This is a genomic window from Parabacteroides sp. AF21-43 (assembly GCF_003635435.1).
GTDB lineage: Bacteria > Bacteroidota > Bacteroidia > Bacteroidales > Tannerellaceae > Parabacteroides > Parabacteroides distasonis.
Map to the genome: position 1 here is coordinate 122,576 of NZ_QTMG01000013.1, position 1,258 is coordinate 123,833.

The 1,258-nt window shown below is 44.5% G+C and carries 1 protein-coding gene; it reads left to right on the forward strand.

All coding sequences use genetic code 11. The features are described 5' to 3' along the window. On the forward strand, window positions 1-1,134 hold a 1,134-nt coding region (locus DWX84_RS11285; protein ID WP_233573936.1), incomplete at its 5' end, for an ISAs1 family transposase. Window positions 1,135-1,258 lie beyond the last annotated feature (124 nt).

Below are 1,258 nucleotides of genomic sequence, written 5' to 3' on the forward strand. Positions count from 1 at the left end.
ATCATGACTCATTTGAGAAAATTTGTATCCTCAGTCCCTGAATACCGCAGAACAAGCAGAGGAAACTTCAAACACAAACTTGAAGATATACTCATGCTCGTAATATTGGGCAGACTCAGCAAGTGTATTACCAGAGCTGAAATACTTCAATTTGGCAAACGTCACTTGAAACGCCTGCAGTCGAAAGGGTTATTTCCGTATGGGTTACCCTCAGAAGCTACGCTCTGCCGTGTGTTTCAAAGCATCGACGATGAAAAGATGGCTGATCGAATGTCTGCTTTTGCAGAGGTTTTCCGCAAGGAAATATCCGCTTCGGCAACTGACATCATTTGTATTGATGGCAAGGCCATGCGAGGTACCTTGTACGACAACGGACGCAACCCTAATATCGTCTCTGCATATTCACTCCGTTCCAGCTTTACTTTGGCTACTGATGTTTGCAAAGAGAAAAGTAATGAAATCAAATCCGTGCCCCGACTATTGGATAAACTAGATGTGTCAGGATGTGTCGTCACAGCAGATGCCATGTCATGCCAAAAGGGGATAATAGACAAGATTAGAGGTAAAGGAGGCGACTTCGTGATCGAACTCAAGGCGAATCAAAGATCTTTGCGCTATGGGCTTGAAGACTCTATAAAAGCCACCACCCCAACTGATATCTACAAGGAAGGTCCATACTTGGAACACGGCAGGATTGAGTCAAGGGTATGCCGTATATTCCGTGGGGAAGAACTGATTGCCGACAGGGAGAAATGGAATGGAAATTTGACAGTTATAGAAATACTCACATCTACGGAGAAAAAGTCTGATGGCAGAAGTACGTCTGAACAGCGACTGTATATTTCAAGCCTGGATAGCAGTGCAGAGCGGCTTAGTCAGATAACCAAACAGCATTGGGCTATTGAAAGCATGCACTGGGATCTTGACCGCAACCTCCGCCAGGACAGCATAAAGCGTAAGGCTGAACGAGCGGCTAGGAACCTGGATACAATTCAAAGGATGGTGTTGGCACTGATTGCCGTTTGGAAGAACAGAAGGAAAAAAATATCAGATAAGCAAAAGGGAACGGCGCAGATAATAAGGGAGCTGGCGGTAAGCTTCACTAACGTGTTGCATTTTCTGGCTCAAAAATGAGAAAAATTCAGATTTGATATATTCGTAACGCATTGATTACCAATAATGGTATTTCCGCCCATGCCGCATTGGCATGGGTATGGGAATGGTACGCCCAATTCAAAGCTTAAATGAAAAAGCCGTG